This is a genomic window from Candidatus Binatia bacterium (assembly GCA_026415395.1).
GTDB lineage: Bacteria > Desulfobacterota > Binatia > HRBIN30 > HRBIN30 > HRBIN30.
Window position 1 is genome coordinate 37,030 of sequence record JAOAHD010000021.1, and the last position, 14,027, is coordinate 51,056.

14 protein-coding genes are annotated in these 14,027 nt (G+C 57.6%); 7 read left to right on the plus strand and 7 right to left on the minus strand.

From position 1 onward, the window contains the following. Nucleotides 1-33: 33 nt before the first annotated feature. Nucleotides 34-582: an O-acetyl-ADP-ribose deacetylase gene (locus tag N3C12_15420; protein ID MCX8073816.1), complete on the plus strand. Its 549-nt coding sequence runs from the start codon at nucleotides 34-36 to the stop codon at nucleotides 580-582. 368 nt (nucleotides 583-950) lie between these two features. Here N3C12_15420 and N3C12_15425 read toward each other — a convergent pair whose 3' ends face one another. Beyond that, nucleotides 951-2,216, minus strand: coding sequence for a DUF1329 domain-containing protein (locus tag N3C12_15425; GenBank protein MCX8073817.1), 1,266 nt, complete (start codon nucleotides 2,214-2,216; stop codon nucleotides 951-953). Nucleotides 2,217-2,468: 252 nt separating this feature from the next. On the opposite strand from N3C12_15425, the gene N3C12_15430 reads away from it, so the two are divergent. After that, nucleotides 2,469-4,466, plus strand: coding sequence for an ATP-binding cassette domain-containing protein (locus tag N3C12_15430; protein ID MCX8073818.1), 1,998 nt, complete (start codon nucleotides 2,469-2,471; stop codon nucleotides 4,464-4,466). Between the two features lie 70 nt (nucleotides 4,467-4,536). On the opposite strand, the gene N3C12_15435 is transcribed toward N3C12_15430, so the two are convergent. The 3 genes from N3C12_15435 to N3C12_15445 all read right to left on the minus strand — a co-directional run bounded on the left by N3C12_15435 (nucleotide 4,537) and on the right by N3C12_15445 (nucleotide 6,486). After that, entirely contained in the window at nucleotides 4,537-5,889 is a 1,353-nt protein-coding gene (locus tag N3C12_15435; GenBank protein ID MCX8073819.1) for a WS/DGAT domain-containing protein, read from the minus strand. Between the two features lie 137 nt (nucleotides 5,890-6,026). Further along, nucleotides 6,027-6,230 carry a dodecin family protein gene (locus N3C12_15440; GenBank protein MCX8073820.1) on the minus strand — a complete coding sequence of 68 codons (204 nt, stop codon included), beginning with the start codon at nucleotides 6,228-6,230 and terminating at the stop codon, nucleotides 6,027-6,029. A gap of 52 nt (nucleotides 6,231-6,282) precedes the next feature. Beyond that, nucleotides 6,283-6,486 carry a dodecin family protein gene (locus N3C12_15445; GenBank protein MCX8073821.1) on the minus strand — a complete coding sequence of 68 codons (204 nt, stop codon included), beginning with the start codon at nucleotides 6,484-6,486 and terminating at the stop codon, nucleotides 6,283-6,285. Nucleotides 6,487-6,686: 200 nt separating this feature from the next. On the opposite strand from N3C12_15445, the gene N3C12_15450 reads away from it, so the two are divergent. The 4 genes from N3C12_15450 to N3C12_15465 all read left to right on the plus strand — a co-directional run bounded on the left by N3C12_15450 (nucleotide 6,687) and on the right by N3C12_15465 (nucleotide 9,772). Further along, entirely contained in the window at nucleotides 6,687-7,343 is a 657-nt protein-coding gene (locus N3C12_15450) for a class I SAM-dependent methyltransferase (protein ID MCX8073822.1), read from the plus strand. 65 nt (nucleotides 7,344-7,408) lie between these two features. Further along, nucleotides 7,409-8,425 (plus strand): TIGR03617 family F420-dependent LLM class oxidoreductase, encoded by a 1,017-nt coding sequence (locus N3C12_15455; protein ID MCX8073823.1) that lies wholly within the window; start codon nucleotides 7,409-7,411, stop codon nucleotides 8,423-8,425. 34 nt (nucleotides 8,426-8,459) lie between these two features. Continuing rightward, entirely contained in the window at nucleotides 8,460-8,846 is a 387-nt protein-coding gene (locus N3C12_15460; protein ID MCX8073824.1) for a nitroreductase family deazaflavin-dependent oxidoreductase, read from the plus strand. 41 nt (nucleotides 8,847-8,887) lie between these two features. After that, complete coding sequence (locus N3C12_15465; GenBank protein ID MCX8073825.1) at nucleotides 8,888-9,772, plus strand: NAD(P)-dependent oxidoreductase; 885 nt, start codon at nucleotides 8,888-8,890, stop codon at nucleotides 9,770-9,772. 207 nt (nucleotides 9,773-9,979) lie between these two features. On the opposite strand, the gene N3C12_15470 is transcribed toward N3C12_15465, so the two are convergent. Together N3C12_15470 and N3C12_15475 are read right to left on the minus strand one after the other, a co-directional pair. Continuing rightward, nucleotides 9,980-11,143, minus strand: a complete 1,164-nt coding sequence (locus tag N3C12_15470; protein ID MCX8073826.1) for an acyl-CoA/acyl-ACP dehydrogenase — start codon at nucleotides 11,141-11,143, stop codon at nucleotides 9,980-9,982. A gap of 114 nt (nucleotides 11,144-11,257) precedes the next feature. Further along, nucleotides 11,258-12,388 carry a CoA transferase gene (locus N3C12_15475; GenBank protein MCX8073827.1) on the minus strand — a complete coding sequence of 377 codons (1,131 nt, stop codon included), beginning with the start codon at nucleotides 12,386-12,388 and terminating at the stop codon, nucleotides 11,258-11,260. 80 nt (nucleotides 12,389-12,468) lie between these two features. Between N3C12_15475 and queG the strand changes: the two genes are divergently transcribed. After that, nucleotides 12,469-13,626, plus strand: coding sequence for a tRNA epoxyqueuosine(34) reductase QueG (queG, locus tag N3C12_15480; protein MCX8073828.1), 1,158 nt, complete (start codon nucleotides 12,469-12,471; stop codon nucleotides 13,624-13,626). Between the two features lie 107 nt (nucleotides 13,627-13,733). Here the strand turns inward: queG and N3C12_15485 are convergent, their stop codons facing one another. Next, nucleotides 13,734-13,997: a DUF3553 domain-containing protein gene (locus N3C12_15485; protein ID MCX8073829.1), complete on the minus strand. Its 264-nt coding sequence runs from the start codon at nucleotides 13,995-13,997 to the stop codon at nucleotides 13,734-13,736. Nucleotides 13,998-14,027 lie beyond the last annotated feature (30 nt).

Below are 14,027 nucleotides of genomic sequence, written 5' to 3' on the forward strand. Positions count from 1 at the left end.
CTTGAGAGTCAAGTCTTCAGGAGGAGGTCTCCCATGCGGCGGGCAAAAATTGGTCAGGCAGTCATCGAGCTTGTGCAAGGGGACATCACACAACAAGACACCCAAGCCATTGTGAACGCCGCAAACCGATCCTTGCGCGGCGGTGGGGGCGTTGATGGAGCAATTCACCGAGCAGGGGGCCCGCAAATCTTAGAGGAGTGTAAAAAGCTCGGCGGATGTGAGACCGGGGATGCCAAGACCACCACTGGCGGGCGATTGAAGGCTAAGTACGTAATCCACGCGGTCGGACCGATTTACCGGGGTGGTACCCATAACGAAGCGGAACTCTTGGCGAGCGCTTACCGGCGGTCGCTGGAAGAAGCAGCTGCCCACAAAGTCACCTCGGTAGCGTTTCCTTCGATCAGTACGGGAGCCTACGACTACCCAGTCGAGGAGGCGGCGAGGATCGCGTTGAGGACCGTTGCCGAAAACTTGCCGAGGTTTCCGGGAATCAAACTAGTCCGGTTCGTATTGTTCACGCCGAAGGATCTGAGCGTGTATGAATCCGCGCTGAACGAGGTGTTAGGAGGGGAGGGAGCGTAGCGATCCTTCTCGATTGTGCAGCGGACAAAAGGGTCCGCCCGCGAAAAGCGAGGAATCGGTCTCTGGTCGCGTCCGGGGACTGGGAACCGAGGCGACGGCACCCAACGAGAAGGGACCTGCTCGGCGGTAGCCATGTGAAGGTCGACGAGAGCGAACCACCTCTCGGACGTGGGGACTAGGGCAGGGTGATCCGTGGCCTGCCCGTTTCACTTCGCGCGGAACTGACCGTGGCACCGCTTGCTTTCGTTTTTGGAGAGCCGAACAGTCTCGGAGAAGGCGATGGTACTCGAGTTCGTTCTGCTGCAAAGGGCTTGGTACCGCGGGAAAAGCGGAGCGGCCGTGCGCTGAGGCAAGGTAGGGCTAGTGCGTCAATGAGCCGACTCGATCAAATGGGCAATGGTAAAAAATTCCTCGGTGAGCCCGGTCTTCTCTCCTTGGTTGAAATACCATCCCTGCTCACCTGGATACCGGTGGCTCGGCAGCGCCGCCCGGGTGGCGTGGTTGAGCTGAATGTCGACCATGGTGATGCTAGGTCCGAAGGGCATTTCGTCTGCGTATTCGATGCCATTGGGGAGAACCTGTCGTCGAAAAGCATACTGATTGATCCACACCTTCCAGAGTTGGCCGGATCGGTCGAATATGTCGCTGAACACGATGAGAAAGGTTTCCTGATCTACGAAGAGAACCCGTTTCCCGTAAGCGTACTGTGGTAGCTTAGGTTTGCCCTCTACGACCCAGACCTTTCGTTTTTCCCAGGCGTCGCAAAAGACGAAGTCTCCCGGACCATCGCAGTAGCGAACCGGAAAGTCTTCCGAGTGGAAGGAGCCTAGGACTTCCTGCTCGCCCAAAAGCCGCCACTCGAACCACGGAATCTGCCCAGCATACCCGCCGTAGCTGTCGATGTCGGTATCTTGCCCGAACAGGGCATCGGAACGCTGTGCACTGGAAAGGCGCCGAACACGGCGCAACGAGGGCAAATATAGCCAAGTATCGTCTTGCCGATCGGGGTCCAGATATCGAATGGAGGTCACGCCAACCCCTTTGAGATCGAATGGCTCAAGGATCGGGTGCATCGACGCTTTGTACCGCACGCGTTCGGGGTTGGGGAGCTCAGGTTTCGGGTCGACGATCAATCGCCCATTGTAAAAGAGCGTTCGGAAGTGGTCGAGGAGGTAATGCCGTTCGACCGTCATGCCGGCATCTTTGTTCAGTGGCCCGGTGTCGGCGTCGAAATTCCGCAGGTCGCTATCATCCGTGACAAAGGGTTTGTAGTCGTAGTTCCACATGATCTTGAGAGCCACCTGCGGGTCGTTGGGATCCAAGTGAGGAAAGGGTAAGCCGGCAACGTAGTTCTCGAGACGTCGTCCATCCGGCGACAGGCGGACTTGACCACTATAACGTTCGGTTGCTTCCCGATACTCGCGATTCCACTCGATTTTACGGTAGGGAACAACCTTGATCTTGAGGCCGTGTTTCACGCACCAGCGAACTCCGGGGGAAACGAGGTGGCCGAGTTTCTCCACATTCTCATGAGTAATGAGATCACCCGGTTGTACATCTGCAGGCGCGGAATTGATCCTGAGGAAAAGAGCGCCCGCGATGAAGAGACCTAGAATCAAAGTCCGCAGAGTCATGGTTACGGCTCTCCTCAAGATACAGCCGACGATTCAACCTCCCGCATGCGGTGGGCTTGCAGCGCGAAAAACGTGCCGTTCGTAATGGAACGTGAGGATCGCGGAAGTCGGCAACGTCTTTTCAGCCTGTAATCACCGTTTTCAGGGACTCCGTCTCGACTTTGCGATCGCTGAGGGCGTGCGGGTCGTTGGCATTACCTCTAATTGAGTCGCTTGTTCCGGGTCAGTTGCGTAGCTAGACGAGGATTTCCTGTGGTTACCGTATCCGAGCTCTCGAAGCAGTTCGGTTCGCAGCTTGTGTTAGATCGCGTCGACTGGTTTGTGCCTCATGGAGCGCGGATCGCCTTGGTCGGGGCGAACGGCTCCGGAAAATCTACTCTCTTGCGGCTATTGGCTGGGCGAATGGAGCCCGATTCGGGGCGAATTTTAATCGCTCGTGGTGTACGAGTGGGCTACCTGGAACAAGAAGTAGGGGTCTTTGAACAGCGCACGGTTCTCGAGGCAGTTCTCGACGCATTTTCTGACCTGGCAGAGTTGGAAAAGCGGTGCCGTGAGCTGGAAGATCTCTTAGCTTCCACCGATCCAGGGCTGCCGGCGTACGGAGCGTTACTCGACGAGTACGGAAAGCTGCGGGACGAGTGGGATAGGAGAGGAGCTTACGATCTCGAGGCGCGGGCGCGTGCTGTTTTGGTCGGCCTCGGCTTTTGTCAGGCTGATCTCGAGCGACCCTGCCACGAATTTTCTGGCGGATGGCAAATGCGGATCGCATTGGCCAAGCTGTTGGTGTACGAACCGGAGCTCTTGTTGCTCGATGAGCCGACTAACCATTTGGACTTGGATGCGAGAAATTGGTTGGAAGAGTTTCTTCGCAGCTATCCGCACAGTTTCGTGCTTGTGGCGCACGATCGGTACTTCATGGACGCGTGTTGCAGCCAGGTAAGCGAGGTCGCACGCGGGAAGCTGTCTGACTATTCGTGTCCTTACAGCGAATATTTGGTCCAGCGAGAAGAGCGGGTTCGGCAGCAGGAGGAAGCATACCGCTTGCAACAGGAGGAGATTGCCCGGATCCAAGCCTTCATCAGTCGTTTCCGGTATCAAGCATCGAAAGCGGCCCTCGTCCAAAGTCGCATTAAGCAGCTAGAAAAAATGCAGCGTCTCGAGCCGCCGGAGGGCTTCCGCACAGTGCGGTTCCGTTTCCCGCAGCCTCCGCGGAGTGGTAGGATTGTTCTCGATTTGCGGGGAATCAACAAGACGTATGGGACAAAAGCGGTCTATCGTGATCTGTGCGTGACCTTGGAGCGGGGGCGTAAAGTCGCCATCGTTGGGCCAAACGGGGCGGGCAAATCGACCTTGATGAGAATCCTGGCCGGGGTCGAGGCACCCGACGGCGGAGTACGTCGCGTCGGGCACAACGTGGCAATCAGTTATTTCGCGCAGGATCGGGATGTGGGTCTGGCTGGCGAACAGTCGGTTCTTGACTTCGTGACCTCGCGGGCTCCGATGGACATTGTTCCGCAGGTGCGGACCTTGCTCGGCGCGTTTCTGTTCAGTGGAGATGCGGTCTATAAGCCCGTGCGCGCGTTAAGTGGCGGAGAGCGGAGCAGGCTGGCCTTGGCGCTCCTGCTGTTGCAGCCTACGAACTGCCTGCTCCTCGATGAGCCGACCAACCACCTCGACCTTTCTGCAAAAGAAGTTTTGCTCGAGGCATTGCGCGGTTATGAGGGCACGTTAGTTTTCGTCGCCCACGACCGGTATTTTTTGGACCAGCTTCCTGAAGAGATCTGGGAGGTAAGTAATGGCTCGCTGGTGCGTTACCTCGGGAATTACGAAGATTACTTAAGGAAGAAATCTGCCGAATCGATGCCGGCGGCTGAAAGTTCTGACTGCCGATCTTGGCTCTTGCACGCGAAGAAAACCATCACGGAGGAGCGGCCCCCTGATGGAGTGGAACAGCGCCGCCTTCAGCGTGAGCTACGAAAGCGGATTCGGGAGATCGAGGAGGTGGAGGCGGAGATTGCCGCAAAAGAAGCTGCTCTCGAAGCCTTGCGTCAGCGTATCAGCGAACCAACTTTCTACACAACGTGCCCGGATCCACACGCGAGCTACAGCGAGTTCGCCCGTGTTCAAGCGGAAATCGAGCGGCTCTACGGTAAACTGGTACGTCTCGAAGAGGCGCAGACTCGATTGGCGGCTGCGCTTGCTACCCAGGATGGTTTCAACCGCATGCAGAACAACGGAGGCCGGGCGTAGTCGGTTCGAGGTGTCCGGGCTGAGCTCCTTAGCCCCGCGAGCTTTGACTCCGTGGGGGCCCGCTCTATGTCTAGCCGGTCTTCTTGATAAGGAGGGCGGACTCGGTCAGGTCGTTTAATGCCTTGCGTGCCTCAGCGGCGATTTCTCCCGCCTGTAAACCGGTTTCTTGATCGACGCTGACGCACGCAGATAGTTCTGTGGCGTAACTCTGCACCGCGATGACCACACGAACGTCGAGTGCCAGGGGTGCCATGGAAACAACGTGGGCGACCTCCTTCCCGGCGATGTAACGGCGCTCCCGAAGGCCCGGCAGTTCTAAACAGATTGCGTTTACCGGAGCTGCTTTTGGCAGGACGCTAGATAGAACGTCAAACACGGCAGGGGGCAGCTCCCGGATCAATGCCAGCATCTGCCGAAACTGTTCGGGGACCTGCAGTGCTCGCAATAGGTCCAACTCGGCGCTGACACGACGTAAACGCTCCACGGGGTCGGACACATTTAGAGGCAGTCTTGCCACGCCAAGCGTTGTTCGAGTACCCGTTCGCTGTGCGTCTTGCTCCGATCCGCTTGTAAGGGGCACGCACACGGAGAGATATGCGTCATCGGGGAGTGCTACTTGTTTGTGCAGCACGGCTGCGATTCCACCGATAATGCACGACAGAATAATTTCGAGGGCGCTGCCTCCAACACGACCCCGAATTTGGCGGATCTCGTGTGCCGGACAGGTGATCAGGTCAAAGGTTGTCCGCCCAGTCAATGGGCCGTTGAGCCGCGGGATTGCCGGGGCTGGTGTCAACCAGGTGCGAAGTGCGTTCAGTGAACTGTCAAGGAATAACCGAATATCTTCGGCCGCGGCCAGCGGATTGCGGATAAGTCGAGGCAGCACACTGAGCAGGGGGAGGCCGCCGGCTGTGCCCTCGACCTGTTGGTTTACCGGAGGTGCTTCTGGCGGCGGAGGGCTTGGCTGCGGGGCAAGAACCGCGTTGACAAAGGCGGCTTCGTTCGCCCATGGCAGGATCCCGCGATGGACACGCAGGAGGATGCTGCTCGGCCCGCTGCGTGGCGGCTGCAGCAAGTGGACCTCCCACAGAGGACGCTCATAATTCCAAGGCGACTGGAGAAGCCGGCTGTACGCTGCCAACGCATGCTCGATTTGCGCGCCTCTTATCGTTGTGAGTCGCACGTGGTTCTGTAGAGAAAACTGTTGATCCTCTTCCCATTGAGGACGACCGAGCGGCCGTCGAGAAGATAGTCGCTCCCGAGCATGGGGGATCGCGCCGAGCCGCTCCGCGATGTAGGCTTTAAGCCGCGGTAAGGAGAGTCGACCTGCGAGGACGCACAACCATGCCAGTTGAGCCGGTGAGGTCGGCTTATCGAGGGCAAAAAATAACCGTTCGAGGTTGGTGAGAGCTTGTACCGTCACGCCACCAAACAAGCCCGCTTCGTCAGAATACGTGTGCGCTGCCGCTTCCCGAAAAAAGATTCGTTTTTGCCTGCGCTCAGCGGCCACAGTGGAAACACGCCCCTAGGGATTGTGGGGCGAACTGCCTTGTTGCTCCTTCAGTTCTCGAGAATGAAAGTCACCAAGACTGTCGATCGGTACTCCACGATCTTGCCGTTCTCGATGTGAGCATTTTCTTTCAGCACTTCGAGGCCGGTGATTCCCCGCAACGTTTTGTTTGCACGCTCCAGAGCGTTGCGGACAGCATCCTCCCAGCTATGTGGCGACGCGCCAATAATTTGAGTCTGGCGGGCTACTGCCATGATTTCCCTCCTTGCCGTTGTTGGCCAACTTGTGCGGTTCGTTTCCTCGCCCCTAGGATTCCAGAACAAAGATCACCTTCATGTCGACGCGGTATTCAATGATGCGTCCTTGGTCGACCTTGACGCGCTTCCCCAAGACCTCAATGCCCGTAATGCCACGCAAAGTTTTTGCGGCGCGCCGTACACCCTCGATTACAGCGTCCTGAAAACCGTTTGGCGACGAGGCCCGGATCTCTGTCACCCGAGCTACAGCCATGTAGCGCCTCCTTTCAGGCGAGTTGCCACTCGCGCTTCAAAAGTGCTTACTACTCCCATTTCGTGCAGCCGGCAACTGGCATGTGCAGATGTTGCATCGGTGACACCGTGCGTTGCGCTGCCGCAATTTAGCGCAATGCATTAGTTGGCTTGGGACTCGGCAACCCGCAAGCTATTCGCAGTGAAAGGGAGGTTAAACCGATGGACAAGTTCACCAGCTTGAACTCGGAGTTGTATCGATACCTGCTGGATCATTGCTCCCCGCGACCGCCAATTCTCGACGAACTCGCCGCCGAAACGGCGGAGCGTTTGGGGCCACTAGCATTGATGCAAATCTCTCCGGAGCAAGGTGCATTCATGAGCTTGCTCGTCCGCCTGATGGGCGTCCGCAGCGCACTGGAGATTGGCACTTTTACAGGGTACAGCGCCTTATGTGTGGCGATGGCCTTGCCTGAAGACGGCAGATTACTCTGTTGCGACCTGAACGAAGAATGGACGGCGATGGCGCGACGGTATTGGGACAAGGCAGGAGTGGGCCACAAAATTCAACTAAGGCTAGGACCTGCATTGGAGACGCTTCGACAGCTGCCTGAGCAAGAGTTATTCGACTTTGCGTTCGTGGACGCGGATAAGGCAAGCTACCCGGCGTATTTCGAAGAAGTTTTGCGGCGGTTGCGGTCGAACGGTGTGATCGTATTCGACAATGTTCTATGGATGGGAGCGGTGGCAGATCCCTCGGTTACGGACCCAGAGACGGTCGCCCTGCGCGAGCTCAATGCGGCGCTGGCGAAGGATCCACGAGTTGAAGTGGTTATGCTTCCCGTTGCCGACGGGATCACGTTGGCGCGCAAGCGTTAGGCATTCTTGGGCGGCTAGCTTGATCCAACGTTGCGTTTCGGCATTGTTGCGGTTGGAGGTGCGACGTGAAAATCGACACTGGTTTGCTGGCGGCCTCTCTCGGTGATGTACCCAAGGCTGCCAAGGAAGCGGAGGCTCTGGGCTTTGACGGATTGTGGACAGCGGAGGCGCAACACGACCCATTTCTCCCGCTGGCGTTGGCTGCCGAACATACGGAAAGAGTCGAACTCGGGACGGCGATAGCTGTAGCGTTTCCTCGTAGCCCCATGGTGTTTGCTCAGATCGCTTGGGATTTGCAGGCACTCTCGCGCGGACGCTTCATCCTAGGCTTGGGTACCCAAGTGAAGGGCCACAACGAACGGCGCTTTGGCGTGAAATGGGAGCACCCGGGCCCGAAGTTGCGTGAGATGATCCAAATGATCCATGCGATTTGGGACTGCTGGCAAAACGGGACCCCCCCAAGCTTCGAGGGGCGCTTCTACAACTTCACGTTGATGACGCCGTTTTTTAATCCCGGTCCGATTTCGTATCCGAAGCCGAAGATTTTTATCGCTGGAGTAAACCAGTACATGTGTCGGCTCGCAGGGGAGCTGTGCGATGGTTTCCACGTTCATCCCTTTCACTCCATTCGTTATCTGGACGCGGTAATTCTGCCGAACATATCCGCCGGTTTGGCGAAGGCGGGACGCAAGCGTTCGCAAATCGAGCTGAGTACGAGCGCTTTTGTGGTGACCGGTCGGAACCGTGACGAACTCGAGGCGGCCAAGGGACCAGTGAAGCAACAAATCGCATTTTACGCGTCGACTCCTGCTTACATCGGGGTGCTGGAAGTTCATGGGTGGGGCGAAGTCGGGCGGCGACTGACCGACTTATCGAAGAGGGGGAAGTGGGCGGAGATGGCGAATGAAATTACCGAAGAAATGCTCGCCGAGTATGCAGTAGTTGCCTTACGGGACGAGCTCGTGGACAAGCTGAAAGCGAAGTACCACGGTTACCTGGATCGAATGAGTTTTTATTTTCCGCTCAGCGGCAGCGATGCTGGCTTCTGGCGGGAGGTGATCAACGCGCTTCGAGAAGCGTGAGGCGTTCGGCGCTCGTTTCCTGCGCAGGTGGTAAATGGTGTTGGGAACCAACGATTTGCCTCCTGAGATTCTCAAGTCTCGCGTGATGCGGCTAACCACCGTCGGTCGTAAGTCGGGCAAGCCCCGCTCCGTGAAGGTGTGGTTTGTGCCGGTCGGGGGAGACGAGATCGCCGTGCAGCACGCGCGTGCTCCTGCACCCCACTGGTACCGCAATATTGAGCAGAATCCGAATGTCACGCTTGACTTTGGCAGTCTTGTTGTACGCGGGCGTGCCATTCCGGTTACCGACCCTAAGGAGGTGGAGGAAATATTGCGGAGGGTACGCGAAAAGTATGGGTTGTTGGCGCGACTCCTCCAGCTATTCGGCACCAAGGGGGCGGTGGCCGTCCGGATCAAGCTGGCGGGCGAAGGCAATCGGTAGACTTATCCCTGGCAAACGTCGGGCCGACTGGGGAGAAGGACGTGAAACGGATCGGATGGATCGGGCTAGGCATCATGGGACTGCCAATGGCCTCGAACCTGCTGCGGGCCGGTTTTGAGGTCGTCGCTTATAACCGCTCGCAGGCAAAGGTGGCGTCATTGAAGAATTTGGGTGGGGTCGCTGCTTCCTCCCCGGCCGAGGTGGCAGCCTCAACAGAGGCGACGATTTTGATGCTGCCTGACGCGCCGGATGAGGAAGAAGTTTTGTTTGGTCGGGCTGGCGTCGTCGAAGGCGCAATGCCTGGGCACGTCGTCATTGACATGGCGACGATCTCGCCAAACGCCTCGCGCTTGTTTGCGCAGCGGCTTGCTCAGCGCGGGATTGAGATGTTGGATGCCCCAGTTTCAGGTGGGCAAACAGGCGCCCGCGAAGCCACGCTCGTGATTATGGTCGGGGGCAACAAGGATGTGTTCGCTCGTTGTGTCCACATCTTCGAGGCCTTGGGGCGGAAAGTGGTTTACATGGGCCCGCACGGATTCGGCCAAATGACCAAACTGTGCAATCAGGTTGCGGGCGTGCTTACGCTTCAGTCGGTCGTGGAAGCGCTCTTCCTTGCCCGGGCTGGTGGATTGGATCCACATCGAGTGATCGAGGTCCTGAGTGCCGGATCTGCGGACTCGTGGAACCTCCGAAATCAGGGTCCCAAAATGCTGAGACGAGATTTCGCACCTGGTTTCTATGTGCGTTTGCAGCAGAAGGATTTACGTATCGCCCTGGAGATGGCGGGTGAGTTAGCAGTCCCACTACCTGGGACAGCGCTGGTTCGTGAACTCTTCCGCTCTGTGGAGGCAAATGGCGGAGCGGAGTTAGGAGTTCAGTCTTTGGTCACCGCGCTAGAGCATTTGGCTGGCCGCTCTTTGAGTTGACTCCCCAGCCACGCGGTTGGAGGCGTCCGGCTCGCAGATCGCGTGGTTTTTGCTCCATGCAAGTCGGCAAGGTGGAATGCCGGACCAACGCCAGTGCGCCTTCTGAGAAACGTCGCTGCGTTCGCGTCAGGCTATCGGAGGTCCAGGCGGTCCTTCTGCTCGAAGCAGGTGGAGCAGGCTTGCCGGCGGACTCTGAATAGCGAAGACTCAGCCGGACTGTTCCGATAGCTGCGGTTTATCGAGTACCTCGCGAGCAACGAGCTCGCGGTTCCAGGTCGCGTCGCCGAATGTGACCTCGCTCCCCTTGGCGCGCTTAAAGTACAGATGCATGTCGTGCTCCCAGGTGAAACCAATGCCGCCATGGATTTGAATTCCCTCGCCAGCAACCGTTCGGTACGCGTCAGAGCAGTATGCCTTAGCCATGCTGGCGGCCAGGTGGGCGTCCGCCGTGTTGTTGGCCACGGCCCAAGCAGCGTAGTATGTGGCAGACTTTGAGCTTTCGACCTGAACCAACATGTTCGCGCATTTGTGTTGGATAGCCTGAAAGCTCCCGATGGGCCGCCCAAACTGCTCCCGAACTTTTGCGTAAGCCACGCTCATTTCCAGAACCTTTTCCATCCCGCCGCACATCTCGGCGCAAAGCCCGACCTTGGCACGGTCGGCCACCTTTTCGAGAAGCTCCCACCCAGTTCCCCCATCGGCCAGAACAGCAGTGGCCGGGACCCGAACGGCCCGAAACTCGACCTCACATAGTTTCCTGGTTTGATCCATGGTCTTCATGACTCGCGTTCGGATTCCAGGCCGATCGCTTTCGACGACAAGCAGGACAATTCCATGCTCGTCGGTTCCACCGTCGGATCTTGCCGCGACCACCATCCAGTCTGCATTATGTGCGTCGTGAACAAATAACTTTGTGCCCTCGAGGACGAATTCGGCTCCCTCTCGCTTGGCGGGAAGCAATACGCCCGAGGGTTCCCAGGACCCAGTTTCTTCGAGCCACGCGAGCGTTGCGCGGTGATTCCCTCGACAAATTTCGGGGAGCAGCCGCTTCTTCTGCTCTTCGTTACCGCCCAGGAGAACGGCCATACCCCCGAGCAGCACTGTGGGAAAGAACGGTCCGGGCAGTACAACTCTGCCCATTTCTTCCAGGACGACGGTGAGATCCACCATGTCGAGCCCGGCGCCGCCATATTGTTCTGGGAAGATGAGACCCAGCCACCCGAGCTCGGCCATCTGGCGCCATTTCTCTGGAAGATACCCGGCGTCGCTCTCCATCATTGCTCGCGCATAACTCGTGGGGCACTCCGCCTCGAGAAACTCGCGTGCGCTTCGGCGAAGTAGTTCCTGCTCCTCGCTGAACCCAAAGTCCATGGCCTCTCCTCAGCTGTAGACCAGTCTTATGTGAACGATTGTTCGTTGGTCTCTTACGCTAGCGGAGATGACGAATCAACCTGCGCGAAGCAGCGTCGAGCTCCGGAAAGAGCGTTACACGACGCCGTCTCTTCGCAGCCGTTCGATCTCCTCAGGGTTGAAACCCAGAGAGCTCAAAACTTCTGAGGTGTGGCTTCCAAAAGAGGGTGGCATTTGGGGCTGACGCGGCGGCGTGTCCGACAGTTTGATCGGACAGGCGAGAAGCAACTTACCATCCGTGTATTCCACGACGCCTCGGTGGCGAACTTGGGGATCGTTCAACGCCTCTTCAATGTCGTTCACGGGTCCGAAGCAAATATCCACATCGCCGAGTTCGCGCAGCCACTCGTCTCTCGTCTTCTCGCGAAAGCGCTGGCGCAGAGCATTGAAGATCTCCTCTCTCCGTTGCCCTTCGGCAAACTGGTCCGGAATGAACTCGCTGAGACCCAGCTTGTTGCACAAGTTTGCCCAGAAGTGCGGCTCAAGTGCACCGACGGTGACGTACTTGTCGTCTTTCGTTTGATACACCGCGTAACAGGGATAGTAGCCCGTGAGTTGCGTTCGGCCTCGCTCTGGTTGCGTGCCTTTCACGAGAAACATCAAAATGTGGAAAACGTTCCACACCACGCTCCCATCGAGCATCGAGATATCGACATACTGCCCTTTACCTGTCTGTTGTCTCGCCAGCAGGGCGGCCAAAATACCGACAGTGCCCATGAGGGCCCCGCCGCCAATGTCGGCTACTTGAACTGGCAGAATCGTTGGCGGTTGACCCGCAGCCCCGGATACACTTAGGACTCCGGCGTAGCCAAGGTAGTTGAGATCGTGGCCGACCTTATCTCGGTACGGTCCGTCCTGACCGTACCCGGAGATCGAACAATAAATTAGCCGTGGGTTGATGGTTGATAGCGTTGCGTAATCGATCCCGAGCCGTTGGGTGACGCCAGGACGAAACCCCTCGAGGACAATATCAGCCTCGCGGGCCAGCCGCAGGAAAATCTCCCTCCCCTCGGCCGTCTTCAAGTTCAAGGTCATACTCCGCTTGTTCCGCTGAATTAGCGGGATCCCAATTCCGAGAGGGTCGTTCGGGGCACAGATGGTCAGCACATCGACCCCGAGATCCGCCAACAGCATAGAACAAAAGGGCCCAGGAAGTTGGCGGGATAAGTCCAAACACTTCAGGCCTCTCAGCGGTGGCGCACTCATTGATCCTCCCGACGAATTGCAATGTATTCGATGCAGCTCCTGCTAACTAGGAGCCAACTCACAGGCAAGCACGGGCTGGGATGAGCTGGAGAGTGGAAGGCGAGACCATTCGGTTGTTGGCGAAAGAAGTTGGGTTTCCTGTGTGTCGCATTGCGGAAGCTTCCCATGCACCGCATGCGGGCGCTTTTGAGGCATGGTTGGAGAGGGGTGCGCACGCAGGGATGTCCTACCTAGAACGCACACGCATACAACGCATTAATCCGCAGGAGGTGATGCAGGGAGCTCGTTCGGTCATCGTCTTGGGCTGGCCGTACAAGCTGGGTTTCGGAGGTTTGCCGACCTGGCGAGAGGAGCTTCGAGGGCGAATCGCGGCATACGCTTTAGGCCCCGACTACCATGCCGTGCTGCAGAGCAGGCTTCAGGCTTTGTGCGCAAAGATTCATTCCCGTTGGCCCGAGGCTGCGTGCTACGCGTCGGTGGACAGTGGCCCAGTCTTGGAGCGAGATTGGGGCTGGGCTTCGGGCCTAGGTTGGTTCGGCAAGAATACAAATATTCTCCACCGCGATTTCGGATCGGCTCTATTTCTTGCAGTGATTCTGACAGACTTAGAGATCGAACCAGATTTACCCTCTGTCGCGCGTTGCGGTCGTTGTATCCGATGCCTTCCTGCTTGTCCGACTGGTGCGTTGGATGAGCAGTACCATTTAGACTCACGGCTGTGCATCTCTTACTGGACGATTGAACATCGGGGACCAATTCCGCGGGTGATGCGTTCCAAACTCGGTGAGTGGGTCTTCGGTTGCGATGTATGCCAAGACGTTTGCCCGTGGAATCAAAAGCGAGCTCGTGTGGATGGAGTCGCTTCTCTTCGTGACCTATATCCGTTTCTCCCGGACTTGCTCTTGTTGAGTGACGACAGCTTTCGTGCCCGTTACCGTCACACAGCACTGTGGCGCGCCAAGCGCGAGGGTATCGCTCGTAACGCAGCGATCGTTTTAGGAAATTCGCGAAATCCGGACGCAATACCGTTTCTCCGCCGCAGCTTGGCTCATGACCCCAGTCCTGTGGTGCGCGCTCATGCGGCTTGGGCGCTCGGCCAAATCGGTACGGACCCTGCACTCGACTGTTTACGGTCGTTCTGCTCGAGGGAAACAGCCCCGGAGGTCCTTGACGAGATCAAAGTCGCCCTTCTGGGGTCGGATTCAGACGACGGGAGTGGCTCCCAAGGGCGATGTTGAGGTCGAAGGCAACGCAACCCACATTAAGCGAGTAAGGTATTTTCTAACCCCGAGGGGTCGACCGCGAAGCCTGCTTGCCCAGATTAGAGTTAGCGGCTGCCAGGCATTTAGGATTGGCGCAGTCGGCGGGCACCAGCAGGTCCTTGACCTTTACACTTTCGGACCCCGAAGTAGTAGCAACAGAGGTCGTGGTCGAGGTCGTTGTGAAAAGTTCTGCGTTGGCCGTCTTCGAAATCAATGCGAACGAGGCAAGTGCCCCCTTCGAGGCTCGAAGTCATTTCCTCGACAACGACCCCTAGTCCCCAGTCTTCATGCTTGAGATGCAGAACCTGATCTCCGAGGCGCAGGAACAAACGTTTCGCCGATGCCATCACGGGGGAATGTTCCCATATTTGGGTGGA